This window comes from Kitasatospora sp. NPDC091276 (assembly GCF_040684355.1).
Taxonomy (GTDB): domain Bacteria; phylum Actinomycetota; class Actinomycetes; order Streptomycetales; family Streptomycetaceae; genus Kitasatospora.
In genome coordinates this window covers 68,259-91,434 of the sequence record NZ_JBFBFU010000001.1, presented here as the reverse complement: position 1 = coordinate 91,434, position 23,176 = coordinate 68,259, and the positions used below count along the sequence as shown (strand labels likewise).

19 protein-coding genes are annotated in these 23,176 nt (G+C 74.3%); 9 read left to right on the top strand and 10 right to left on the bottom strand.

From position 1 onward, the window contains the following. Nucleotides 1-13: 13 nt before the first annotated feature. Together AB0O19_RS00355 and AB0O19_RS00350 are read right to left on the bottom strand one after the other, a co-directional pair. A complete protein-coding gene (locus AB0O19_RS00355; RefSeq protein ID WP_363616513.1) occupies nt 14-1,543 on the bottom strand; it encodes a CoA transferase in 1,530 nt (509 codons plus the stop codon). A 22-nt stretch (nt 1,544-1,565) separates the two neighbouring features. Beyond that, a complete protein-coding gene (locus tag AB0O19_RS00350) occupies nt 1,566-2,195 on the bottom strand; it encodes a LysE family translocator (RefSeq protein WP_363579528.1) in 630 nt (209 codons plus the stop codon). A 167-nt stretch (nt 2,196-2,362) separates the two neighbouring features. Between AB0O19_RS00350 and AB0O19_RS00345 the strand changes: the two genes are divergently transcribed. Further along, nucleotides 2,363-2,821, top strand: coding sequence for an Lrp/AsnC family transcriptional regulator (locus AB0O19_RS00345; protein ID WP_363616511.1), 459 nt, complete (start codon nt 2,363-2,365; stop codon nt 2,819-2,821). A gap of 68 nt (nt 2,822-2,889) precedes the next feature. On the opposite strand, the gene AB0O19_RS00340 is transcribed toward AB0O19_RS00345, so the two are convergent. Next, nucleotides 2,890-4,140 (bottom strand): cytochrome P450, encoded by a 1,251-nt coding sequence (locus tag AB0O19_RS00340; RefSeq protein ID WP_363616509.1) that lies wholly within the window; start codon nt 4,138-4,140, stop codon nt 2,890-2,892. A 243-nt stretch (nt 4,141-4,383) separates the two neighbouring features. Between AB0O19_RS00340 and AB0O19_RS00335 the strand changes: the two genes are divergently transcribed. Then, nucleotides 4,384-5,310, top strand: coding sequence for a hypothetical protein (locus AB0O19_RS00335; RefSeq protein WP_363616507.1), 927 nt, complete (start codon nt 4,384-4,386; stop codon nt 5,308-5,310). A gap of 305 nt (nt 5,311-5,615) precedes the next feature. On the opposite strand, the gene AB0O19_RS00330 is transcribed toward AB0O19_RS00335, so the two are convergent. Further along, on the bottom strand, nt 5,616-5,885 hold the full coding sequence (locus tag AB0O19_RS00330) for a zf-HC2 domain-containing protein (RefSeq protein ID WP_363579534.1): 270 nt from the start codon (nt 5,883-5,885) through the stop codon (nt 5,616-5,618). A 55-nt stretch (nt 5,886-5,940) separates the two neighbouring features. Here AB0O19_RS00330 and AB0O19_RS00325 point away from each other — a divergent pair, with 55 nt between their 5' ends. The 4 genes from AB0O19_RS00325 to AB0O19_RS00310 all read left to right on the top strand — a co-directional run bounded on the left by AB0O19_RS00325 (nt 5,941) and on the right by AB0O19_RS00310 (nt 10,733). Next, a complete protein-coding gene (locus AB0O19_RS00325) occupies nt 5,941-6,504 on the top strand; it encodes a sigma-70 family RNA polymerase sigma factor (RefSeq protein WP_363579536.1) in 564 nt (187 codons plus the stop codon). Nucleotides 6,505-6,762: 258 nt separating this feature from the next. Then, nucleotides 6,763-8,136 carry an MFS transporter gene (locus AB0O19_RS00320; protein ID WP_363616505.1) on the top strand — a complete coding sequence of 458 codons (1,374 nt, stop codon included), beginning with the start codon at nt 6,763-6,765 and terminating at the stop codon, nt 8,134-8,136. Between the two features lie 104 nt (nt 8,137-8,240). After that, nucleotides 8,241-9,611 (top strand): cytochrome P450, encoded by a 1,371-nt coding sequence (locus tag AB0O19_RS00315; RefSeq protein ID WP_363616503.1) that lies wholly within the window; start codon nt 8,241-8,243, stop codon nt 9,609-9,611. A gap of 99 nt (nt 9,612-9,710) precedes the next feature. Then, a complete protein-coding gene (locus AB0O19_RS00310) occupies nt 9,711-10,733 on the top strand; it encodes an isocyanide synthase family protein (protein WP_363616501.1) in 1,023 nt (340 codons plus the stop codon). On the opposite strand, the gene AB0O19_RS00305 is transcribed toward AB0O19_RS00310, so the two are convergent. From AB0O19_RS00305 to AB0O19_RS00295, 3 genes are read right to left on the bottom strand one after another with little or no spacing between them, the layout of a single operon-like run. Beyond that, nucleotides 10,718-11,605 carry an ABC transporter ATP-binding protein gene (locus AB0O19_RS00305; RefSeq protein ID WP_363616499.1) on the bottom strand — a complete coding sequence of 296 codons (888 nt, stop codon included), beginning with the start codon at nt 11,603-11,605 and terminating at the stop codon, nt 10,718-10,720. The genes AB0O19_RS00310 and AB0O19_RS00305 overlap by 16 nt on opposite strands. Further along, nucleotides 11,602-12,690, bottom strand: coding sequence for an iron ABC transporter permease (locus AB0O19_RS00300; RefSeq protein ID WP_363616497.1), 1,089 nt, complete (start codon nt 12,688-12,690; stop codon nt 11,602-11,604). Before AB0O19_RS00300 ends, AB0O19_RS00305 begins: the two co-directional genes overlap by 4 nt. A gap of 3 nt (nt 12,691-12,693) precedes the next feature. After that, a complete protein-coding gene (locus AB0O19_RS00295; protein WP_363616495.1) occupies nt 12,694-13,806 on the bottom strand; it encodes an ABC transporter substrate-binding protein in 1,113 nt (370 codons plus the stop codon). A gap of 186 nt (nt 13,807-13,992) precedes the next feature. Here AB0O19_RS00295 and AB0O19_RS00290 point away from each other — a divergent pair, with 186 nt between their 5' ends. Together AB0O19_RS00290 and AB0O19_RS00285 are read left to right on the top strand one after the other, a co-directional pair. Continuing rightward, nucleotides 13,993-14,799 carry a helical backbone metal receptor gene (locus AB0O19_RS00290; protein WP_363616493.1) on the top strand — a complete coding sequence of 269 codons (807 nt, stop codon included), beginning with the start codon at nt 13,993-13,995 and terminating at the stop codon, nt 14,797-14,799. Between the two features lie 49 nt (nt 14,800-14,848). After that, nucleotides 14,849-15,877, top strand: a complete 1,029-nt coding sequence (locus AB0O19_RS00285) for a transglycosylase SLT domain-containing protein (RefSeq protein WP_363579549.1) — start codon at nt 14,849-14,851, stop codon at nt 15,875-15,877. 88 nt (nt 15,878-15,965) lie between these two features. Here AB0O19_RS00285 and AB0O19_RS00280 read toward each other — a convergent pair whose 3' ends face one another. The 3 genes from AB0O19_RS00280 to AB0O19_RS00270 all read right to left on the bottom strand — a co-directional run bounded on the left by AB0O19_RS00280 (nt 15,966) and on the right by AB0O19_RS00270 (nt 21,272). Continuing rightward, nucleotides 15,966-18,167: a hypothetical protein gene (locus tag AB0O19_RS00280; RefSeq protein ID WP_363616491.1), complete on the bottom strand. Its 2,202-nt coding sequence runs from the start codon at nt 18,165-18,167 to the stop codon at nt 15,966-15,968. Between the two features lie 205 nt (nt 18,168-18,372). Continuing rightward, nucleotides 18,373-19,971, bottom strand: a complete 1,599-nt coding sequence (locus tag AB0O19_RS00275) for a lipase maturation factor family protein (RefSeq protein ID WP_363617002.1) — start codon at nt 19,969-19,971, stop codon at nt 18,373-18,375. Between the two features lie 227 nt (nt 19,972-20,198). Continuing rightward, nucleotides 20,199-21,272: a GAF domain-containing protein gene (locus AB0O19_RS00270; protein WP_363579553.1), complete on the bottom strand. Its 1,074-nt coding sequence runs from the start codon at nt 21,270-21,272 to the stop codon at nt 20,199-20,201. A 426-nt stretch (nt 21,273-21,698) separates the two neighbouring features. On the opposite strand from AB0O19_RS00270, the gene AB0O19_RS00265 reads away from it, so the two are divergent. Then, nucleotides 21,699-22,967, top strand: a complete 1,269-nt coding sequence (locus AB0O19_RS00265) for an acyl-CoA dehydrogenase family protein (RefSeq protein ID WP_363617000.1) — start codon at nt 21,699-21,701, stop codon at nt 22,965-22,967. Nucleotides 22,968-23,176: the final 209 nt, after the last annotated feature.

The window sequence follows — 23,176 nt, the reverse complement described above, 5'->3', positions numbered from 1 at the left end:
TTGCGCGGCGTCCTCAGAGCCAGACCGGCGCGTCCGTCCCCCAGCGCCCCGGCGGGCGGGACCAGTCGGTGGGTGCGCCGGTGTAGGCGATGGGCGGCAGGGCGTGGCGCAGCCGTCCGTAGGCGGAGTCGGTCTCGGCGAGCCACCGGGCCGGGTCGTACGCCCCGGTGTCCGGAGCGCCGTCCGCCGGGGCAGCAGGGGCGGGCGCCTCGGGCGGGATGCCGTGCAGCAGCCACGAGGCCGTACCGGCGAGGGAGAACCGCAGGTGGCGGCCGCCGGGCCGACCGGTGCGCTGCTCGGTGAGGGCGCGCAGGACGGCGGCGGCGACGAGGTAGCCGGTGCCGTGGTCGAGGGCCTGGGCGGGCAGTACGCCGGGGCGGCCGTCGGGGCCGGCCTCGTGGGCGGCGATGCCGACGCCGGCCTGGACGAGGCTGTCGAAGCCGCGCCGGCCGGCCCAGGGGCCGGTCCAGCCCCAGGCACAGAGCTGCGCGACTATCAGGCCGGGGTGGCGGGCCGGCAGTGCGTCGGGGGCGAGGCCGTGCGCGTCGAGGGCGCCGGGGCGGTAGCCGGTGACGAGGACGTCGGCGGTGGCGAGCAGGCCGTCGAAGACGGCGCGGTCGGCGGGATCGGCGAGGTCGAGGCGGGTGGAGCGCTTGCCGAAGCCGGTGTCGGCGTGGGCGTCGTCGGCCTCGGGGAGCTGGGGCGGGTCGACGCGCAGGACGTCGGCGCCCAGCAGGGCGAGGGTGCGGGTGGCGACCGGTCCGGCGATGACCCGGGTGAGGTCGAGGACGCGGATCCCGGCGGCGGGCCGCTCCGGGCCGGCGTCGCCGAGCGGGCGGACGGGCGCGGTGCCGGTCACCCGGCTCTCCACCAGGGGGTGCATGGTGGCACTCACCGGCGCGACGGCCACGGCGAGCGCCCCCGCTTCGAACGCCCGCTCCTGGACCTGCTCCGCCGGCAGTCCACCCAGCAACTCGGCGACTTGTTCGGGCCCGGCGTCGGCGGGCAGGTCCAGGGCGGCGAGCAGTCGGGTGCGGTGGTGCGGGTAGTTGGCGTGGGTGCGGACCCAGCCGTCGGCGGTGCGCCAGAAGCCGGAGTGCGGGGCGAAGCTGACGGGCGTGCGACCGTCGACGGTCAGGTGGCGTTCGCTGACGAAGGCGGTGGCGACGGCGCCCTGGTCCACCCGGACGGCGGGGACCGGACCGCCGGCGCGGTGGGCGGCGAGTTCGGCGGCGGCCAGCGAGCAGGCGGCCACGGTGGCCCGGGCGAGCCGGCGCACCGGCAGGCCGGAGGGCAGGACGTCGCCGGGGCCGTGGAAGGAGACCCGCCCCAGCAGGTCGGCCGATCCGCCGAGGGCGGTCCAGAGTTCGGCGGTGGGCCGGTCCGCGGGTTCCCCGCCGGGGGCGGGCTGTTCGGCGGACACGGCCTGACCGGTGGAGGCGGGCTGATCGGCGGGCGCGGGCTGATCGGTGGACACGGCCTGACCGGCGGGCGCGAGCTGATCGGCGGGCCGGGTGCCGGGGAAGGTCGGACGCTCTGTCATGCCCGGCATTGTGCTCCCGTTCTCAGGCGCTCGCCGTGACGCCCGCCACCAGCATCAGCAGCACCGCCGAGACGAGGGTCATCCGGCGCGCCGCGCGCGGGGTGCCGCCGAGCCGTCCGCCCAGGCGTCCGCTGGCGTGCGCGACCAGCCCGTACACGACGGCGCAGGCCAGCACGTTGAGCGAGCCGAGGGCGAGCACCTGCCCGCCGACCGGCAGCGCGGCGCCCGGCTCGACGAACTGCGGCACCAGGGAGAGGTAGAGCAGCAGCCCCTTGGGGTTGAGCAGGGCGGTCAGCATGCTCTGGCGCAGCACGGTCGCGGTGGGCTGCGGCTTGGGCTCGGTGAGGGCCGTGGCGCCCCCGCCCTTGCGCAGCGCGAGCAGCATGGTGACGGCCAGCACCAGCAGGTACGCGGCGCCGGTGAGGCGCAGGACGGGCAGAGCGGCGGGGACGGCACGCAGCGCGGCGGCCAGGCCGGCGCTGGAGAGCAGGGTGTGGACGGCGTAGCCGGCGCAGACGCCGCCGACCGCGGTGAAGGCGGCGCGCCGGCCCTGGCCGAGGCCCCGGGCGGCGATGTAGAGCCAGTCGGGCCCCGGTGTGCAGACCAGCAGCAGGTCGACTCCGAGGAAGAGGAGGAGGGCGTGGGTGTCCATGGGTGGCGGTGACCTGTCGTGCTCGTTCGGGCGGGTCCCGGCCGTTGGTCCGGTGATCCTCGCGGCACCTGTCCGGTGCGTTCGGTCACTGAAGGTAGCCGGATAGCCCTGGCACGCGATGGCCACTTCCTGCTCGCCCGGCCCGCGTTTTGGCAGAATATTGCGCCATGGACCGAATCGACCGCAGAATCCTCCGCGAGCTCCAGCAGGACGGCCGCCTGACCAACGCCGACCTGGCCGCCCGGGTGGACCTCACCCCCTCCCCCTGCCTGCGCCGGGTCCGACAACTGGAGCAGGACGGCGTGATCCGCGGCTACCGCGCGCTCCTGGACGGCACGACGGTCGGACGCGGCTTCCAACCCTTCGTCACGATCACCATGCGTCACGAGGATCAGGTGACGGTCGCCGAGTTCGAACGCCGGGTGGCGGAGCTGCCGGAAGTGGTGGAGGCGCACCGCCTCTTCGGGGAACCCGACTACCTGCTGCGCATCGCGGTGGCCGACATCGCCGCGTACGAGCGCTTCATCACCGACGTGCTCTCCGGCCTGCCGGGGATCGCGCAGGTCAACTCCCATCTGACGATGAAGCAGGTGAAGGCCGACCGGGGGCTGCCGATCGGCGGGTAGGGCGCGAACGGGGGCTCGGAGGGCTGGAGGGTTCGGAGAGCTCGGAGGGCTCGGAGGGCTCGGACGGTTCAGAACGTGAAGCGCAGCGACCGGACCCGGTGGTCGAAGTTGGACGGAACGATGTCCGGCTCGCCGACCGACCGCACCTCGGGCAGCCGGGCGAACAGCTCGCGGAACAGCACCTTCATCTCCTGCCGGGCCAGGTGCGCCCCGATGCAGTAGTGCGGCCCTCCGCCGCCGAAGCCGAGGTGGGGGTTGGGCGTGCGGGTGATGTCGAACGCGTCCGGGTCGGGGAAGACCGTCTCGTCCCGGTTGGCCGAGCCGAAGAACAGTGCGACCTTCTCTCCCGCGCGCAGCAGCGGGCCCCCCGGGCCGCCGAGCTCGTGGTCGACGGCGAGGGTCCGGCGGAAGTGGATGATCGGCGTGGCGTGGCGGATGATCTCGTCGACCGCACCGCCGAGCCCCCCGTCGAGGTCCGCGAGCAGCAGGGCGCGCTGCTCCGGGTGCGCGGTCAGCAGGTGCAGGCCGTGGGCGAGCGCGTTGCGGGTGGTCTCCACGCCGGCCACCAGCAGCAGGGAGAAGAACGCGCCGAGTTCGCGTCCGGTGAGCCGACGGCCGTCCACGTCGGCGGTGACCAGGGCGGAGATCAGGTCCTCGGTGGGCCTGCGGCGGCGCTCACGGCCGATCGAGGCGACCATGCCCTGCATGCGGGCCAGCGCCAGCAGCCCGCGCCCGGGCATCCGGATCCGGCGGCGCAGCGGGCGGGCCACGCCGATGTTCTCGGAAGCGTGGTTGACCTGGTCCAGGATCATTCGGCGCGGGTGTTCCGGGATCCCCATCATGGTGCAGATCACCTGGAAGGGGAGCTCGGCGGCCACGGAGGTGACGAAGTCCTCCGGCCGCCTCCGCTCGACGTCGTCGACCAGGCGGGTGGCGACGCGGCGGATGTCCTCCTCGACCTGGCCGAGCAGCCGGGGGGTGAAGGCTCGCGAGACGATCCTGCGCAGCTGGGCGTGCCGGGGGTCGTCGAGGTTGACCATCGAGTCGCCGAACACCAGCCGGACCCAGCGGGGCGGTTCCGGGGTGGTGACGCCGGGGCCGCTGAGGAACACCGCGGGGGTGCGGCTGGCCTCGACCACGTCGGCGTGGCGGACCAGCGCGTGGAAGCCCCGGCCGGTGGCGGGATCTCCGAAGAACACCGGCGCGGGGAGTCGGCGCAGTTCGGCGAAGGCGGCCGCGCGGGCGGGGGCGGGCAGCTGCCAGAAGCGGGGGTCGGCGAGGTCGGCGGCGGGGGCCGCCAAGCCGGTCGAGGTCTCCATGGCCGGGCCTCCTGCTTCGCGTTCGGGGTCCGCCCGGCGGCCACCATCGGTGCCGGGGTGTGCACATTTAGTGAGCAAGCGGGGAGCGATGTCAAACCGTGTCGATGGTCGTACGAACGGGTTGGTGCGGCGGCCGGACCGGGCGTCCCGACGCGCGGCGGCACGGGGCCGGGCATGGTCTCACGGGGTGGAACCGGCCAATACCGGAGGGTGCGGTCCGGGCCGGGCGGGACGGGTGCGACGATGAGTGCCATCGTGATGACCGACCGGATCCGCCTGCTGCGCGCCGTGGTCTTCGCCGCGCTGTGCGTGGCGCTGGCCGCCGCGGCGCACGTCGCCATGGCCGGAGCCGGGGTCTCACCGCCGGTGCTGGCCGGCGCGTTCGGGGCCGTCCTCGGTCTGACCTGGCTGCTCGCCGGCAAGCGGCGCGGGCTCGGCGCGATCAGCGCCTGGATGGTCGCGGCGCAGAGCGCGCTGCACCTGCTGTTCGAACAGGCCGCGGCGCTCGGGCGGGGAGGCGGCGGTCTCGGCCGGCTCGCCACCACGGACTGGGCCTCGCTGCTGCTCTGCAACCCCGAGCGGATCCCCGGCGGGCTCTCCCCCGTCGAGCTGGCCCGGATGGCGGGCCTCGACCCGGACGTCCCGCCCGCCGCCAACGGCCTGCACGCCATGGCTGGCATGCACCACGGGACGGCGGCGGCGGGTGTGGTTTCCGCCCCGGTATCGGTATCGGTACCCACGTCCGCGTCGGTCTCCATGTCGGTCTCCGCGTCCGCTTCGGCTTCGGCTTCGGCCGATGGGACGGCGCTGGACGTGGCCGGGATGGCGGGGATGCCCTCCGGGACGACACACGGCATGGCACACGGGATGGCGCACGGGATGTCCCCCGGGATGATCGCCGCCCACGCGCTCGCCGCGCTGGCCTGCGCGCTGCTGCTGTGGCGCGGGGACGCCGCGCTGGTCCGGCTCTTCGACCTGCTCGGCGCGCTCGGCACCGTGGTCGCGGGAGTGCTGGTGCTCCCGCTGCTGGCGCTGTTCGCGCGCCCCTTCGGCTACCGCCCGCCGACTGCGCCCCGGCCCACCGGCAGCCGGACCCGGCCATCCCGGTCGGTGCTGCTCACCCATGCCGTGGTCCGGCGCGGCCCGCCGGCGCTCGCCCTCGCCTGCTGACGCGCCCGCCGCCCCCACTCCTCCGCCCACCGCCCCAGCAGCCCACCGCCGCCGGGACCGCAGGGCCCACGGGGTTCGCTCGGCGGGCAGGTCGCCCTGCCGCTCGGCCGTGCCTTCGCCGCCGTGCCACCAGGGCCCGGGCCCGCGCCCGCCCGCCGTCTCCTCCGTGGAGGCGCCGTGGGCCGCGCGGAAGTCCCATCGACCGCCGGCGGCGCCGCCTCGGGTGGCGCCGCTCCCAGCCCTCCCCTCAGGACCTTCGCATGCCTGACTACGACGGCGCACCGGCTTGGGCCGGCGCCACCGTCCTACCGCTCCACGGCCTCCGGCCCGTCCGGAGCCTGACCGCCCCCGAGCCCCCTCACGCCGAGCCCGTCCAGCAGGCGGGCCGACCACTCCTCCGACGGGCCGGCGGCGGCGCTCACCCGGACGCGGCCGCGCAGTTGCTCGGCCCGCTCCAGCCACGCCCGGCAGCCGGCGCAGCGCGCGACGTGCCCGTCCAGCCGGCCAACCGGCAGTCCGGTCGGTTCGCCGTCGAGCCGGGCCGACAGGGCGGTACGGAACTGCGCGCATCTCATACGACCATCGTCCCGCACTGCCCTCGCGGTGGGACCGGCCGGGTGGGAGGCCGCCGTGGATGACGAGCAGCTCACCGCGCTCGCGCTGACCGCCCGCGCGGGCCGGGCCCCGGACGTCGAGGCCTTCGTCCGTGCCACCCAGCGGGACGTCTGGCGGTTCGTCGCGCACCTCACCGACGTCCAGTCCGCCGACGACCTCGCACAGGAGACCTTCCTGCGCGCGCTGCGCGGCCTGCCCGCGTTCGCCGGCCGCTCCTCGGCCCGCACCTGGCTGCTGTCGATCGCCCGGCGCACGGTGATCGACCGGTACCGGACGGCCGCCGCCCGACCGCGCTGCGCGGCGCTGCCGGACTGGCAGGAGGCGGCGGAGCGGCAGGGGGCCGAACCGGCGGCCGGGTTCGAGGACGGCGTCGCGCTCGGGGACCTGCTCGACCGGGTGCCCGCCCAGCGGCGGGAGGCCTTCGTGCTCACCCAGGTGGTCGGCCTGAGCTACGCCGAGGCGGCCGAGGTCGCCGGTTGCCCGATCGGCACCGTACGCTCCCGAGTCGCCCGCGCCCGGGAGGAGCTGATAGCCCGGCTCCGCGCGGCCGAGGGCGGGGAACTCGCAGCGGCCTGCTGAGCGGACGGACGGCAGGTGGCGGGTAACAGATGACAACTAACAGATAACAGATTTCGAAATCTGTTATCTGTTAGTTGTCAGTTGTCTGTTGCCATCTGCCCGCCGCGCGCCACCTGCCACCCCCACCCGCCCATCCGTCCGCCCATCCGAAAATTCCCCCACATGTTCGGAACTGGAGCCCCCGCGCCTCCGACTGCTGTACCGGACCCCGCCGCCGAGGCGGTGTCCGGGACAGCAGCCGGGCAACGGAGGGACTCCATGGCAGCGCAACAGCCACTGGCCGCCGCCACACTGACGAGCCGTCAATCCGATGCAGCGGACCGGTGGATCCTGGTCGTGGCCGCCGGGCTGCTCTCGTTCGTCGCGATGCTCGACATGAACGTGGTCAACCTGGCCCTCACCGACATCTCGGCCAGCCTGCACGTGTCCGCCGGGGTCGCCCAGTGGGCCACCCTCGGCTACCAACTCCCTCTGGTGGCGCTCCTCCTGCCCGCCGGGCGCTGGCTGGACCAGGTGGGCACCCGCTCGGCGCTGCTGCTCGCCGTCAGCTGCTTCGCCGCGTGCAGCGTGCTGGCCTCCCTCGCCCCCTGGGCGGGCTGGCTGATCGCCGCCCGGCTGCTCCAGGGCGCCTTCGGCGCGGTGCTGTTCGTCCTGATGCCGGTGCTGGCCGCCACCTCCGTCCGCCCCGAGTCCCGCGGACGGGCGATGAGCGTCCCGGCGACGCTCGGCCCGCTCGGCGCCGTCACCGGGCCGGTCATCGGCGGCCTGCTGCTGGACCACTTCGGCTGGCGGGCGGTCTTCCTGATCAAGCTGCCGGTCTGTCTGGCCGCCGTGCTGATCGTGCGCCGGTACGCCCCGCGGCGGGGCCGCCTGCGCCCGCCCGACCGGGCATCACTCGGCGACGCCGCCCTGATAGGCGCGGCCGTCGCCGCCGTGCTGCTCGCACTGACCCTGGCCCCGGAGGCGCCGCTGTGGCTGCTGCTGGCGCTGCCCGCCGCCCCTCTGGTGCTGGTCTGGCTGCGCCGCCCCGGGGGCAGGCCGGTCGCCGAGGTGCTGCGGGCCGCCGGAACCGTCGGGGTCAACGCGTCGGTGCTGGCCCTCGCCGCCGGCTTCGCGGCCTGCCACTACCTGCTCGCCCAGCACCTGCGCGGCCCGGGTGGCGAGAGCGCCACCGCCACCGCGCTCACCATGCTGGCCTTCCCGCTCGGCATGGTGCTGGCCGGCCGGGTCGGCGGGCGGCTGGCCGACCGCTGGGGCGCCCGCCCGACCGCGCTCGCCGGCGCCACCGTCACCACCCTCGGCCTGGCGCTGCTCGTCCCGCTGGACACCGGCTGGTCCGCGGCCGACGTCGCCTGGCGGCTCGCCCTGGCCGGTGTCGGGATGGGCCTCAACGGCGGCCCCACCCAGGCCCTGGTGATGACCGCCTCGCCCCCCGGGAAGCTCGCCACCGCGGGCTCCGCCGTCCAACTGGCCCGCAGCCTGGGCTTCGCCCTCGGCCCGGCCCTGGCCGGCGCCGCCGCGCTGGCCGGCGACCGTGCCACCACCGGCACCCGGGCGGGTATCGCCATGGCCGCCCTGGTCGCGGCGACGGCCGTGGTCCTGCTCGCCCTGCACCGCCGTCCACGGACCTGAGACCGCCGGACCGCGTCTCCCCAGCTCCCCTCGCCCGCACCCCGGGGCCCGTGCCCCCAGAGCCCGCACCCCGTCATGCCCGCACGACCGGAGGAACACCGCAGATGACCGACACCGTCCACGACCCGGCGCCGGCCCACCCGGCGGACGAGCCGCGCTGCCCGTACGGGTACGACCAGCTCCCGGACCCCGTACCGCTGTACGGCCCCGCGTACAAGAGCGACCCGTACCCGCTCTACCGGCGGATGCGCGAGGCCGGGCCGGTACACCGGGTGGAGTTCCCGAGCGGCATCCACGCCTGGCTGGTCACCGGCTACCAGGCCGCCCACGAGGCCCTCAACGACCCCCGGTTCGGCAAGAACCACGCGCTGGGTAACGAGAACTGGCGCAAGCTGGCGTCGATCATGCCGGAGCCGCAGCACTCCCAGTTGCAGGTCCACCTGCTGCACCAGGACCCGCCCAAGCACACCACGATGCGCAGGCTCGTCCTGGACGCCTTCGCGCCGCGCCGGGTGGAGTCGTTGCGCCCGCGCTTCCAGGAGCTGGCCGACGAACTGGTCGACGAACTGCCCGAGGCCGGCGGCGCCGAGCTGGTGGCCGGCTTCGCGGCACACTTCCCGTTCCGGGTGCTCGCCGAAGTGATCGGTCTGCCGACCGAGTTGGCGATGCGCTTCGACCGCGACTGGGGCAAGGTCGTGCAGCCCGTCGGCCCGCACGACCCGGGCCGCCCGGCGTACGAGGCGCGGCTGCGCGGCCTCCAGACGTACATCGCCGACGTCGTCGCCCACAAGCGCGCCGGGAACCCCGCCGATGATCACGACCGGCACGACCCGGCCACGGCCGGCGCCGACCTGCTGGGCCGCCTCGTCGCCGCCCACGACGCGGGCGAGTTGAGCCGCGAGGAACTCGACTCCATGGTGTTCCAGCTGCTGGTCGCGGGCCAGGAGCCGGTCACCAACCAGATCACCACCATGCTGATCACCCTGCTGCGCCACCCCGACCAGCTCGCCCGGCTGCGCGGCTCCCTCTCCGAGGGGCCCGCCCACGACCCCGGCCTGCTGGCCCGCGCGGTGGAGGAACTGCTGCGCCACGACGCCGCGTTCGAGCTCACCACCTGGCGTTTCCTCGCCGAGGACGGAGACCTGTTCGGGACCACCGTCCCGGCCGGCGACTCGGTGATCGTCTCGCTGTGTGCCGCCAACCGGGACGAGACGCGGTTCCCGGACGCGGACCGCCTCGACCTCGACCGCACGCCCAACGCCCATCTCGCCTTCGGCCACGGCATCCACTACTGCCCCGGCGCCGCCCTGGCCCGGGCCGAACTCCAGACCGCCATCGCCACCCTGCTCACCCGGCTGCCCGGGCTGCGCCCGTCCGAGGCCCCCGGCGAGGGCCTGGACTCCCTCGCCTGGATCCCCGCCGTCCTGGCGCGCGGGGTCAACCGGCTGCCCGTCGGCTATGACCGGCGGGTCTGAGCCGGGGCCCTCGGCCACCGCACGAACACTTCTCGGCCGCCCGCCGACGTCCACCCGGCGTCCGCTCCACGCCCGCACCACCTTCCACGGAGGACCACCATGCCGCCCGCCGGCACCGTTTCCACCCGCCACCACCACACCGCACCCGGGCCCACACCCGCGCCCGAGCCCGCGAACACCGGGGGCGGCGCCGACCCGCAGTCCGACCCGCAGTCCGCCGCGCGGCTCGCCGCCCGGATCCTCGGCCTGCTGCTGCCGCACCGCCGCGCCTCCGACCCGGGGCTGGACGCCAGGCCCGAGCATTTCCCGTTCCAGATAGCCCAGTTGACGGACTTCATCACCGCCGGCGACCCGATCCTGTTCACCCTGCCCGGCTTCCCCTGCAAGTCACCGAATCCCGCGAAGGTGCTCAGTCACCTGCCCGACGAGGGCGAGCGACTGTCGCTCACCTTCCTCGACGGGCTCTGCGCGGAGATCAGCGGGTACTACGAGCCCGGCGCGCGGATCCTGATCTGCTCGGACGGCCACATCTTCGGCGACCTCGTCCACGTCCCCGACGACCACATCGACGAGTACTCCGACGAGTTGACGGCGATGATCGCACGCGAGGACCTCTCCCACCTCGCCACCTTCGACCTGCGGGACGTCCTCGGCGACCTGCCGTACGACGACAAACGCGCCCGGGTGCACGCCCAGTACGCGCCGAGCGTCGAGGAGTTGCGCGAGCTGGTGCTGACGGACGAGGAGACCCTGCGGCTCTACCGCGGCATCACCCGCTTCCTGACCGACGACACCGTCGGCTTCACCGGCACCCGCTCCGCCCTGCAACGCGACTGCCGCCGCCGCGCGTACGGGGTGATCCAGCGCAGCCGCGCCTGGGGCGAGTTGATCGCCGAGCAGCACCCCCGGTCGGTCCGGCTCTCCATCCACCCGCAACCGGCGGGCGCGCCGAAGTTCGGCATCCGGCTACTGGAGGCCGCCGACGCCTGGATGACGCCCTGGCACTCATCGGTACTCCACCGTGCCGACGGGGACTGGGAGTTGCTGCGCAGCGAGGACGCCGCGCAGCGCGGCCGGCTGGTCGAACTCGACGGCCGGCCGAGCCACTACGAGGCGTTCTGACGCGCGGGCCCCACCTCGGCAGCCTGCACCCCCTCGACCCCCGCCCCACCAGCGTCCGCCCCGGCCCCGGCACCCTCCACCGGGGCCGGGGCGGTCGGGACGGCCGGTGTGCGGTGGTCGAAGGCGATCAACGGGTCGCCGGTGAGCGGGTGTTCCACCACCGCGGCCCGGACGCCGAAAACCTCGGCCAGCAGCTCCGCGGTCAGCACCTCGCGCGGCGCCCCGGAGGCCACCAGGGCGCCGCGGTGCAGGACGTGCAGCCGGTCGCAGACGGAGGCGGCGGCGTTGAGGTCGTGCAGCGCGACCAGGGTGGTGCGGCGCTGGTCCCGCAGCAGGGCGAGGAGTTCAACCTGGTGGCGGACGTCCAGGTGGTTCGTCGGCTCGTCCAGCACCAGGACGTCGGGCTGCTGGGCGAGCGCGCGGGCCAGCAGCACCCGTTGCCTTTCGCCCCCGGACAGTTGGGCGAAGCGGCGGTCGGCGGCGTCCGCCATGCCGACGCGTGCCAGCGCGTCGGCGGTGATCCGGTGGTCCTCGGCGTCGTCGGCGGCGAACGACCGCTTGTAGGGGGTTCGGCCCATCGCGACCACTTCGCGGACGCTCAACTCGAAGTCCCCGCCCCGCTCCTGCGGCAGCGCGGCGATGTGCCGGGCGGACTGCGCGGGGCGCAGCCCGGCCAGGTCGCGCCCGGCCAGCAGCACCCGCCCGGCGCTGGGCCGCAGGTGCCGGTAGACGGTGCGCAGCAGGCTGGACTTGCCGCTGCCGTTGGGCCCGACCAGGCCGGCGATCTCCCCCTCCTCGGCGACCAGGTGGACGCCGGCCACCACCGCCCGCCCGGACAGGGTGACGCTCAGGTCCTCGACGGCGATCCTCACGTGCGCTCCAGTCGTCGGTCCAGCAGGTAGAGCAGGGTGGGGGCGCCGAGGACGGCGGTGACCACGCCGATCGGCAGTTCCTGGCCGTCCAGCGCGGTGCGGGCCACGGTGTCGACCACGACCAGCAGCAGCGCGCCGGTGAGCGCGGACAGCGGCAGCAGGCGCCGGTGGTCGCCGCCGACGAGCAGACGGCAGACGTGCGGCACCATCAGTCCGACGAAGCCGATCGCGCCGGAGACCGCGACCAGCACGCCGGTCAGCACGCTGGTGACGACGAAGACCTCCCGGCGCAGCCGGGTGACGTCCACGCCGAGCCCGGCGGCCGTCTCGTCGCCCATGAGCATCGCGTTGAGCCCGCGGGCACGGGCCTGGAGCAGGGCCAATCCGAGCGCCACCGCGACGGCGGGGACGGCGAGTTGGGCCCATACGGCGCCCCCGAGACTGCCCATCAGCCAGAACAGCACGCCACGGGTCTGCTGCTCGTCGCGGGTCTGCAGGACGAGGTAGCTGGTGATGCCGCCGAGGAACTGGGCGATGGCGATGCCCGCGAGGACCAGGCGCAGCGGGGAGAAGCCGCCGCCGCGCCGGGCCGCCAGCCAGACCAGGGAGAACGCGGCGAGCGCGCCGGCGAAGGCCGCCAGGGAGACGGTGAGGCCGAGCGCGCTGCCGAAGGCGAGGTCGAGGCCGAGCGAGGTGCCGAGGACGATCGCGGCGACCGCCCCGAGGGAGGCGCCGGAGGAGATGCCGAGCAGGTAGGGGTCGGCGAGCGGGTTGCGGACCAGGGCCTGCACGGCCGTGCCGACCAGGCCGAGCCCGGCCCCGACCATCGCCGCCAGCAGGGCGCGCGGGACGCGCAGCTGCCAGACGATGAGGTCGCGGGTGCCGGGTTCGGGGGCCCGCCCGGTGAGGTGGTGGGCGACCACCGACCAGACCTCGCCGGGCGGGATGTCCACCGCGCCGAACGACACGGCGGCGGTCAGCGCGAGCACCAGGGCGGCGGTCAGCGCGACGGCCAGCGGCCCGGCCCGCAGGGTGCGGGCCGGGCGGGGCTCGTCGCGCCGTTCGGCGGAGACGGCCGACGTCACCGGCTACTGCCCGTTCTTGACGAGGTCGGGGTGGACGGTGGCGGCGATCTGCCGGACGGCGTCGGCGTTGCGCACGCCCGCGATGGTGGTGACCTCGGAGCCGAGCCGCACGAAGTGGCCCTCCTGGACGGCCTTCAGACCCTGGGTCGCGGGAAAGCCACGCAGGAACGCCTCGGCGTCGTCGAAGGCCTTGCGGGTGGCCTCCTCGCTGCCCCGGTTGCGGACGGCGAGCTGGATCCAGTCCGGGTTCTTGGCGACGACGTCCTCCCAGGAGCCGGGCTTGAAGTCGGCGTCGCAGTCGGCGAACACGTTGCGGGCGCCGGCCTGGGTGATCACCGCGTTGGCGACCTGCCGGCCGCAGACCGCCACCGGCTGCTTGGTGCCGGCGTCGAAGTCGAAGACGAAGTAGCCGGGCCGCTGCGCCTCCGCGACGCCGGCGAGGGCGGTGCGCACCTCGCCGATCTGCTTCTCCATCCCGGTGACGAGTTCCTCCGCACGGGCGGCCGTGCCGGTGACCGCGCCGAGGCGGCGGATGTCGTTCTCGACCCCGGACAGGTCGGTGCGCGGCGCCTTGGCGGCCTTGGGGGTGCCGGCGCAGGCGGTCGAGAGGAGGTAGACGTGCTGGATGCCGGCCGCCGCGAACTCCTCCTCGCTGGGCCCGGTGGCGCCGCCGCCCATCATCGGCATCGCGCCGAAGGTGTCGACGTACAGGTCGGCGCCGGAGCCGAGCAGCTTCTCCTTGGGGATGGCCTTGTCGCCGAGCACCGGCACCTTGGCGCCCTGTTCGGCCAGGGCCGGCGGGAGAGTGCCCTTGCCGGGCGGGAAGCCGGTGCCGATCACCCGGTCGCCCGCGCCGAGTTGGAGCAGTATCTCCAGGGCGGCGGCGTTGCTGGTGACGATCTTGGCGGGGGCCTTGGCGATGGTGGACTCGCGGTCCGCGCAGTCGGCCACCTTGACGGGGTAGCCGCCGGCCGGGGCGGTCTGGGCGGCGCCGGCCGCGCCGCGCTCTCCGCCTCCCCCGCCGCCGTTTGCGGCGCCGTTTCCGGCGCCGCTTCCGCAGGCCGTGGCGAACAGGGCGACGGCGGCCGCGATTCCGCAGACAACGCGAGGGCGCATGACAATTCTCCTGGTCGGTGATCGTGCTCGGGGCCCGTCCTGCGAACCCGGACCAGGTAGTCGGCCGGACCGTCCGGGGGGTTCCCGGGGATTTCCGCACCGCCCGGCTCCCGTTCACCCGCCGGCCGCTGCCCGTTCGCCGCCCGACCGCCGCCCGTCCGCGAACCCCCGGCGTAGGGTGGCCGGATGGCCGATCCCACCGTCCTGCGGGACGATCTCGACCTCCCCGTCCGGTTCGGCCCGCGCCCGCCGCGCCGGGTGGTGTCGTTGGTGCCGTCACTGACCGAGGCGGTCGCCGCCACCGCACCCGGGCTGCTGGTCGGCGCCACCGACTGGTGCAGCCATCCGGCCGACCTGGCGGTCACCAGGATCGGCGGCACCAAGAACCCGGACGTGCCGGGCATCCTCGCCCTCGCCCCGGACCTCGTCCTCGCCAACGACGAGGAGAACCGGCGCCCCGACCTGGACGCGCTGCGGGCGGCCGGCCTGCCGGTCTGGGTCACCGACATCCGCACCCTGGACGACGCGTTCCGCTCGCTCGACCGGCTGCTCACCGCCGCCTGCGCGCTCCCGCGCCCGGACTGGCTGGACCGGGCCGAGGCAGCGTGGGCCCCGGTCCGGCTCCCGCCGGACGGCCCGCGGGCGATCGTTCCGGTCTGGCGCCGCCCGTGGATGGTTCTGGGCCGCGACACCTTCGCCGGGGACCTGCTGCGCCGCCTCGGCCTCCGGCTCGTCCACGCCGGGCACGCCGAGCGCTACCCCGCCATCCCGCTGCCCGAACTGCTCGCCTGCCGACCCGGGTTGGTGGTCCTCCCGGACGAGCCGTACCGCTTCACGGCACAGGACGGCCCCGAGGCGTTCCCCGGCGTCCCGGCGGCGCTGGTCAGCGGACGCCACCTGACCTGGTACGGACCGTCCCTGGTGACGGCGCCGACGGTCCTCGCGCACGCGTTGAACCACCCGTTCGTACGGGGCTCGAACGGCACATCGTAGGATGACCGCCACTCACCGGGACCGCCGGTGACGAGTGGGGGGAACCACAGTGGCAGTCAGCGCATCCCGGAGAGCACTGGTCATGGTGTCGGCCGCAGCAGTCTCGACGGCCGTCCTGGCCGGCTGCGGCACCAAGCACGCCGACAACCACCAGAACAGCGCGCCGGACACCACGGCGGTCGCCGCCACCGGGACGCCGACCGAGACGCCGAGTGCGAGCCCGTCCGCGACCGCCACCCCGACGCCGACCGCCTCCCCGACGGCCAGCGCCTCCCACAGCCCGAACCCATCCGCGAGCAAGTCCAGCAAGCCCGCCCCGACCACCCCGGCCCCGACCGCCACCAAGCCCGGCGCCCCGAGCAGCCCGCCCGCCGCTCCCACCACACCGCCCCCGGTCGCCAAGCCCGCCGTCGTGGCCCCCGTGCCCGTCGCCAAGCCCGGCCCGGTCGCTCCCCCGCCGCCGCCCGCGCCGCCGACCCCGCACGTCCCGCCGCTGCAGAGCAGCTGCCAGCCCAGCAAGCCCCAGCCCGACGAGCCCAAGGAGGCCGTCGGCGCGGCCCTCGCCACCGCCGCCGGCCAGGCCCGCACGCTCAACCTCAGCAGCGGCGGCACCGACAAGCTCCCGCCGCTGCCCGTCAACCTGGTCAAGGCGATCGCCTGGCAGGAGAGCGGCTGGCAGTCCGGCATCCTCGCCTGCGACGGCGGGATCGGCACCATGCAGATCATGCCGAACACGATCAGCTGGATGAACAGCAAGTTCGGCACCACCTCCGACGCGAAGACCCTCCCCGGGAACGTCCAGCTCGGCACCCAGCTGCTCGACTGGCTGGTCGCCTACTACGGCGACTCCTCCTTCGACGGCAAGTACGACCTCTCCCCCGACCCGGCCACCGGCAAGACGCCGCTGCTCGACCTCGTCATCTCCGCGTACAACGCCGGGGCGGGCAACGTGCACTACAACACCGTCACCGACCCGGCCACCGGCCAGGTCGTCGGCAGCCTGGTCATCCCCAACCCGGGGTACGTGGCCAACGTCAAGGCGCTGATGACCGGCCAGCCGTGGACCAAGACCGGCTGACAAACCCCCGAACCCGAGCGGGACGGCGGAAGGGCCCGGAACGCGATCTCGCGTCCCGGGCCCTTCGCCGTTGTTCCCCGCTGGTACGTCAGCCCCGCGCGGCGGTGACGGCGGCGCCCAGCGCCTCCTTGATCCGCGGCCCGAGGCGGGCGAAGCCCAGCTCCTTCATCGCCGCCCGCAGCAGTTCCTCCTCCGTACGCTTCACACCGTCACCGTCCACCCACCGGACGACGGCGAGCAGCTCGTCGGCCGAGTAGGCGGTCACGGGCCGGCCGGGCGTGAAGTCCGGCTTCTCGGGCCGGCCGGCGGCGACGGGCGCGGGCTCGACGACGGGCGCGGGCTCGACGACCTCGACGACCTCGGCCACCAACTCCGCAACGGCGGCGGGCTCAGCAACCGGCTCGACCTCGGCCACCGGCTCGTCGGCCTCTGCCACGGGAGCCTCGACCACCTCGACCTCGGCGACCGTCTCGGGCTCCGCAGCCGACTCCACCTCAGCCACCGGCTCCGCGACGGCGACAGCAGGCGCCTCCTCGACGGCCTCGGCCTCAGCCACCGGCTGCACGTCCTCAATGGCCTCGGTCGCTTCAACCGACTCCACGACGACAGCGGCGGGCGCGTCCTCGACGGCCTCAGCCTCGACCACCGGCTCCACGACAACGGCAGGCTCAGCAACCGGCTCAGCCTCGACCACCGGCTCCACGACAGCGGCGGGCTCAGCAACCGGCTCGACCTCGGCCACGGGAACCTCGACCACGTCGACCTCGGCAACCGTCTCAGGCTCCGCAGCTTCCTCGACCTCGGCCACCGGCTCCGCGACGGCGACGGCGGGCGCCTCCTCGACGGCCTCGACCTCGGCCACCGGCTCCACGACAACGGCAGGCTCAGCGACCGGCTCGACCTCGGCCACGGGAACCTCGACCGCGTCGACCTCGGCAACCGTCTCAGGCTCCGCAGCCGGCTCGATCGTCTCCGGCTCGACGACGGGCGTGTCCTCCAGGAGCGGAGCTTCCTCCGCAAGCTCGACCTCGGTCTTGGCGTCGGCCACGGCCTCGACAGCGGAAACCTCGACGGCGGCCTCGGCCTCCGTGGTTTCCGCGGCCTCCGCCAGGGCGGCGGTCGCGGCGGCCACGAGGTCGTCGGCGGCCGGGGACGGTGCCGGGAGGGAGACCACGACAGCGGACGGGGCTTCCTCCGTCACCTCCTCCTCGGCTGCCTCGGCCGTCTCGACCACGGCCTCAGCCTCGCCCGAGTCTGCTTCCGCTTCCGCGTCCGCGTCGGTCACCGTCTCCTCGACCGAAGCCGGAACCTCGACGGCGCTGCCCTCCCCCGCGAGCCCATCACGCTGGCCGCCGGCCAGGGCCTGGCGGGCGGCGAACGCGGCTTCGGCGGCGCGGCGGTCGGCCCGGGCGGCGGCGAGTTCGGTGAGCAGGTCGCCGAGGCCGGCTTCCTCCAGGGTGGTGCGCAGCCCGCGGATGGTGGGCAGGCGGTAGAGCGTGCCCTCGTCCGCGGCGAGCCGCTCGACGAGGTCGACGAGCTCGGCGAAGGCCAGCCCGTCGAGGTCGTGGTCGGGGAGCAGCCGGGCGAGGCCGCGCAGTCCGGTGTTGATCGCCTCGAAAGCCTGGGCGGTCCGCTCGACCAGGGCGCCGTCGGCGGGGACGACCGGCAGGGTGCCGACGGGGGCGAGGGCGGCCCAGGCACGGCGCTCGACCTCGGCGGAGGCGAGTGCCTCGTGCAGGTCCTCGCGGCGGATGCGGCGGTCGGCGGCGAGGGCCGTGGCCTGCTTGCGCAGGGAGCGGGCGCGCAGCCAGGAGAGCTTGACGCCGTTCTCGCGGCGCCAGGTGCCGTCCGCGGTGGCGGCGGCGAGGGCGCCGAGGTCGGCGTCGTAGGCGGCGGTGGTGAGGGTGGCGGAGGTGCGGTGGACGCGCTGGAGCATCTCGACGAGGAGTGCGGCCTTGGCGACGGTGTCGGGTTCGTCGAGCTTGGCGTCGGCGGCGAGGACGGTGACGGCGTCCCAGGTCTGGCGGAGGTCGCGGCCACGCAGTTCGGCGAGGGCGGTGGAGCCGGCCCGGGCGTCCTCGGGGGTGGCGACGGTGTCGACGGCCGCGTACCAGGCGTGGGTGTCGGCGGTGAGGGTGAAGGCCCCGAGTTCGGCGTAGCGGCCGAGGTCCTCGCGGAGGTCGGTCTCCGCCGTGGTGGCCTTGGCGTCCTGGGGGTCCTTGACGTCTGCGGCGTCGGCGACGTCCGCCGGGTCGGCTGCGTCGGCGTTGCGCGAGTGAAGCACTGTCATGTGAGGTCCGGTTCTGGGCGACGACGGCGGGGCTGGCGGCGAGGGGGCGGCGGACCGGTTGCGCGGGGTGCCCCGGGGGCGGGGCTGGGGGGCGCGCGGGCGGGCCGCCGGTTGTGGACGCCCAGAATACGGGTGCCCGTTCGAGCCTTGCACGCACCCACCGCCCGACGGGCCGGTGTCGTGTGCCATACCCCCCGCCTGGCCGCTACCCGGGAGGGCCGCACGGGTGGTGGGACGTTGGGCCGGACGGGTACTGGGGCCCGTGGCCGTCGGGCCGGGCGGGCCGGGCGGGCGGGGTCCCCGGGCGGGCCCCGGGCCGCCGCGGCCGGTCCAGCGGGACGGCGCGGAGCCGTCGGCCGAGGGGTGGGCGGTATCCGGCGCGGCCGAGGGAGGTGAGGTCGACCGGCGCGAGGTACTCGTGGAGCGCGGTGCGGTGCCACCATGCGCCGGTTTCCCGCAGTTCGCGCCAACTGGTGAACCGGTAGAGGTAGAGGGTCGCCCGGACGTGGGTCGGCGGGGTGCCGGGAAAGGGGTTGTGGCGCAGCAGGCGGAGCGTGGCGGGATCGCCGGCGAGCAGGCGCGCGACGAAGGGCAGGAACCAGGGGCGGGCGTAGGCGGGTGAGATGCCGGCGAACCACATCAGCCAGTCGAGCCGCAGGTGGTAGGGGGCGTACTGGCGCGGGAGACGGCGCACGTCGCCGGGTTTGCCCTTGAAGCCGTACTCGTGCCAGACGGTGTGCGGGGTGAGGGTCGGTTCGTCGGTGCCTTCGACGACGACCTCCTGACGGACGCGGCTGATGCTGCCGAAGGCGCCGTAGGTGTTGACGAGGTGCAGCCGGTTGAAGGAGCGGTTCATGGCCTGGCGGCGGGAGACGAGGTTGCGGACCGGCCAGTAGCTCAGGACGGCGACGGCCGCGGTCAGGGCGATCACCAGCGCCTCGAACCAGACGGGCGCGGCGGGGTGGACGCGGGCGTGGACGGGCAGTCCGACGCGGGCCGGGTCGACGGCGGCGAGGGCGAGCGTGATCGTGAGCCAGTTGAGCCAGGCGAAGTTGCCCGAGGCGATCAGCCACAGCTGGGTGGCGACGACGGCGCAGGCGGCGTAGCTCGCGACCGGCTGCGGGAGGAGGAGTCCGACGGGGACGACGAGTTGGACGAAGTGGTTGGCGGCGACCTCGACGCGGTGCAGCGGGTCGGGCAGGTGGTGGAAGAACCAGCTGAGCGGCCCGGGCATGGGCTGGGTCTCGTGGTGGTAGCGCAGGCAGGTGAGGTCGCGCCAGCAGCGGTCACCGCGCAGTTTGATCAGTCCGGCGCCGAACTCGACCCGGAAGACCAGCCAGCGCATCAGCCAGAGCACCAGGGTGGGCGGCGCGGTGTCGGCGTTGCCGAGGAAGGCGGCGAGGAAGCCGGCTTCGAGCAGCAGCGACTCCCAGCCGAAGGAGTACCAGGTCTGTCCGACGTTGACGATCGAGAGGTAGAGCCCCCAGAGCACCGCCCACAGCAGGACGGACGCCCAGAGCGGGACGGCGTCACCGAGTCCGGCGGTCACGGCGGCGGCGAGCGCGGCGCCGCTCCAGGCGACGGCGGCGAAGAAGCGGTCGCTGTAGTGGAGGTGGAACAGTCCGGGCGCGTGGCGGAACGGGACCCGGGCGGTGAAGCGGGGCACCGGCAGCATGCCGTCGCTGCCGATGAGGGCGCGGAACTGTGCGGCGGCGGCGAGGAATCCGATCAGGTAGAGGCCGGCGAGCAGGCGTTGGACGAGCAGTCGGCTCAGCCAGTGGCCGGGGGCGGCGAACCAGTCCATGCGGCCCATGCCTACCATCGGCGGCCGCCGGGCGGGACGCGGCCGGGGTGCGGGCGGGGACGGTTCACCCGCTCGGGCCCGCACCCGGACGGCACCGTGGCGGGGAGCCTCTCCTCGGGGGTGAGAGGCGCCCCGCCACGGTGGTGGGTGGTGCGCGGTGGTGCGGATCGGCAAGCGGTGGTGCGGAGGGGGACGGCGACGCCGCACGCGGACGGCGGGTCGGCGGCTCAGTTCGGCAGGACGAGTCCGGACTCCCCGGCGATGCCCGGGCGGCCGACGGGGGTGGCGCCGTTCTGTTGGAGCCGGTCGACCAGCAGGGCGGCCAGCGTGCCGAGTTCCTCCTCCGTGCGGGACTGCGCGGTGACGTCCATGCCGACGGTGAGGACACCGTTGACCTGGCCGGTGCGCGCGGCCCGCAACGGGGTGCAGGTGAAGCTGAAGACCTGCTGGCCGCGCTGGGCGTCGGGGCGGCCTGACTGGATCCGGACGTCGTTGAGGACGGTGCTGCGCCCGGTGTGGTAGGCCTCGACGATGGCCTGCTGGAGGCCGGCGGCGCCGAGCTGCGGGTAGGCCAGGCCGATCGCGCCGTACGCCACCGGGGCACCGAAGGTGTCGGCGTGCTGGGCGTTGGCGTAGCGGATCTCCTGACCGGGGCCGTCGGTCAGCATGATGGGGAACGGGGAGCCGTCGAAGGCGGCGAACATCTCCTGCTGCTGGGCGAGCAGGTTGTCGCGCAGCCGGATCTCGGAGAGCAGCGCCTCGGCGAGGTGCTGGATGTCGCGCAGCCGCTCGCGCCCCCACTGCCGGGGTTCCCGGTCGAGGACGCAGACGGTGCCGATGACGGTGTTGGTGTCGTCGACGAGCGGGGCGCCGAGGTAGGCGCGCACGCCCAGTTCGTCGACGACCGGGTTCCCGGAGAACCGGGGGTAGGCGAGGATGTCGTCGAGCGCGAGGGGGGAGCGCTGGGCGACGACGTGCGGGCAGAAACCGTGACTCAGCGGCATCTGACGGGTGGGCAGGTCGAAGGCGATGCCCCGATCGGCCCAGGAAGCGCCGTCGTCGACCGCGACGTCGTTCGAGTTTGGCGGAATGTAGAGCCCCCGGAACATCTGGCGCTCGTCGTTGATGAAGTTGACCATCGCGATGGGAGCGCGGGTGATGCTGGCGGCCAGGTGGGCGAAGCGGTCGAAGGCCTCGTCCGCGGACGGTTCGTTGAGACCAAGGCTGCGCAGCCTGCGGGTCCGCTCGGACTCCCCGGCGGCACCCGGGAACTGGCCTTGAGTGCTCATCACATCAGTCATGGCGCACATGTAATCAGACATCCGGGCGGTTCGGTGCTCCCGGTCCGGCTCATCGCCGTTGCTGATGGACAGTCAAAGCCGCATGTGAGCGGCCGCTCAGCAGGTTGCCGCGGCGGGTCAAGATCACTTCCCACTCAGAGCCATGGCAAAACTCCTCAGCGTAAGGACGGGCCGATTTCCGCCAATTCAAGATCGACTCTGGGTCAGCACAGGAGGCCCATACGACAATGAGCCCTGCCGAAGACACGGGCGGCATTCCCAACCCCTGGGAAGTCGCCCCGAGTTCCGCATGCACCGATTGCGACGGGGCAGTCGGCCGCCACCACCTCGAACCCCCACTCATCCCCGGGGAGCGGCTGGAGCGACTTCGACAGCACGGACGGAGGCACGGCACATCCACTGACACGAGAGGACCCCAGCATGGCGATGGACTACTTCACCGACGAGCGCCACGAGAGTCTCCGAGCGGAGGTCCGGGAGTTCGCGGAGAAGGAGGTACGCCCGCACGTGGCCCGAATGGAGGCCGAACGGACCGTCGAGTTCGAACTGTCGCGGGAGATCGCCCGGCGGGGCTGGATCGGGGTGACCATTCCGCGCGAATTCGGCGGACTGGGGCTGGGACACCTCGCCAAGACCGTCATCGTGGAGGAACTCGCCCGGGTCAGCGGCGCCATGGGCGCGGTGGCGCAGGCCTCACAGCTCGGTGTCGCCAAGGTCATCCACTTCGGCTCGGACGTCCAGCGGCGCAAGTGGCTGCCGAGGTTCGCCTCCGGCGAGTCGCTGCCGACCATCGCCGTCACGGAGCCGGAGTGCGGCGGCCACGTGCTCGGCATGTCCGGCACCGCCCGCCGCGAGGGCGACCAGTACGTGCTCAACGGCCGCAAGTGGTTCGTCGGCAACTCCCACATCGGCGACATGCACGGCGTGGTCCTCCGCACCGGCGAGGGCAGCAGGGGCCTGTCCGCGTTCCTGGTCGAGAGCGAGCGCCCCGGCTTCCGCGTCGGCGAACTCGGCTCGCAGAGCGGCCTGCACGGCTTCAGCTTCGGCGAGATCGTCTTCGAGGACTGCCGCATCCCCGTCGGCAACCGGCTGGGCCTGGAGGGCCAGGGCCTGGACGTCGCCTACTCCTCCTCCACCCTCTACGGCCGGCTCAACCTCGCCGCCGTCGCGCTCGGGATCCACACCGCGATCGTCGAGGACACCGCGCGCTTCGCCGAGGAGCGAGTGCTCTACGGCAAGCCGATCAGCCGCCTGCCCAACATCGCGCTGAAGCTCGGCGAGATGCAGTCCCGGCTGATGACCGCCAAGCTGGCCGCCTACCACGCCTCGCACCTGCTCGACCACGGCAAGGCCTGCGATGCCGAGCTGATGAACGCCAAACTCATCAACACCGAGTACGCGCTGGACTCCGCGCGCAACGCCATGGAGATCCACGCCGCCCGGGGCCTGCAAACCGAGTTCAGCATCGAGCGCTACCTGCGCGACGCCACCCACGTCTACCCGCCGGCCGGGACCTCGGACGTCCAGCGGCTGCGGCTCGGCCAGGTCGCCTGCGGCACCTACGGCAAGCAGTGGTCGGCAGAGCTGTCCGACCTGGCGAGCTGGGCGTGGACCGAACTGTCCCAGCGGGAGGCCGCCGTGGAGCTTCAGGCCATCGGCGGCGGGCAGGTGGTACCGATACCGCTGGCGGGCTGAACCGGCGCTGCGCACCGACGGACCGGCGGACCTGTACACCGACCGACCGACGGACCTGCGCACCGGCGGACCGGACTGTCGGACCGGGCTGTCGGACCGGGCTGTCGGACCGGGCTGTCGGACGAGGGCGAACGTTCGGCGCGACGGTGAATTGACCTGTTCCTGACGACTCTCCGGGAGGTTCTCCCGGCCCCCGGAGAGTCGTCCGC